General features: G+C 65.2%; 2 protein-coding genes. Both read right to left on the bottom strand.

What is annotated here, in order from left to right:
- The coding region (locus ACUXUR_RS26790; protein WP_445505388.1) for a 2-amino-4-hydroxy-6-hydroxymethyldihydropteridine diphosphokinase at window positions 1–174 on the bottom strand (174 nt) is incomplete at its 3' end.
- Window positions 167–535 (bottom strand): dihydroneopterin aldolase, encoded by a 369-nt coding sequence (gene folB, locus ACUXUR_RS26785; protein ID WP_116532275.1) that lies wholly within the window; start codon window positions 533–535, stop codon window positions 167–169. The genes folB and ACUXUR_RS26790, both read right to left, overlap by 8 nt.
- Window positions 536–627 lie beyond the last annotated feature (92 nt).

Raw genomic sequence — 627 nt, 5'->3', positions numbered from 1 at the left:
GGCACAGGCATTCACAAACCAGTCCTGGGCAACAGGCCCCCACGGCTCGGTGCGAAAGTCGGCTGAGCGGGCCACAATCCGTGCTCCGCCCCGATCAAGGGCAGAAAGAGCCCTGGCAATGTTGCCGCGCTTGTCGCCCAAGTTGCTGCCGAGGCTGAGCGCCACCTTAGCCATCGCGCGAGCGCCGGATCTCGACCGCAACGCTGTCGAGGATGAACGGAACCGGCGCCTCAGGCTTCTCGACCCGTACCGTCAGGGACGTAATCCGTGGAAACCGTTCCAGCACGCCTGCGGCAATGGCTTCCGCTAGGCCCTCGATGGTGTGGAAGCGGCGCGTGGTGCCGACCTCATAGGCCAGCTTGGCAAGGCTCGCGTAGCAGACGGACTGGTGATAGTCGTCCACCTGCCCGGCGGGCCTGAGATCGAGAGCGCAGGTGAGGCTCACGTAAAAGCGCTGCCCCAGGCGCGCCTCCTCGGCGTGAACGCCATGGTGGGCATAGAGCGCCAGCCGGGAGAGGATGATCGTATCGGTCAAGGTTGGCCTCTCAGCAGAATATCCGCAACCCGGCACGCTTCGACGTGAGCCCTCACGTCGTGCACCCGGATGATGTCTGCGCCCCGCGACAC

Source organism: Microvirga medicaginis, from assembly GCF_052658925.1.
This window is presented reverse-complemented; position numbering and strand designations above follow the sequence as displayed.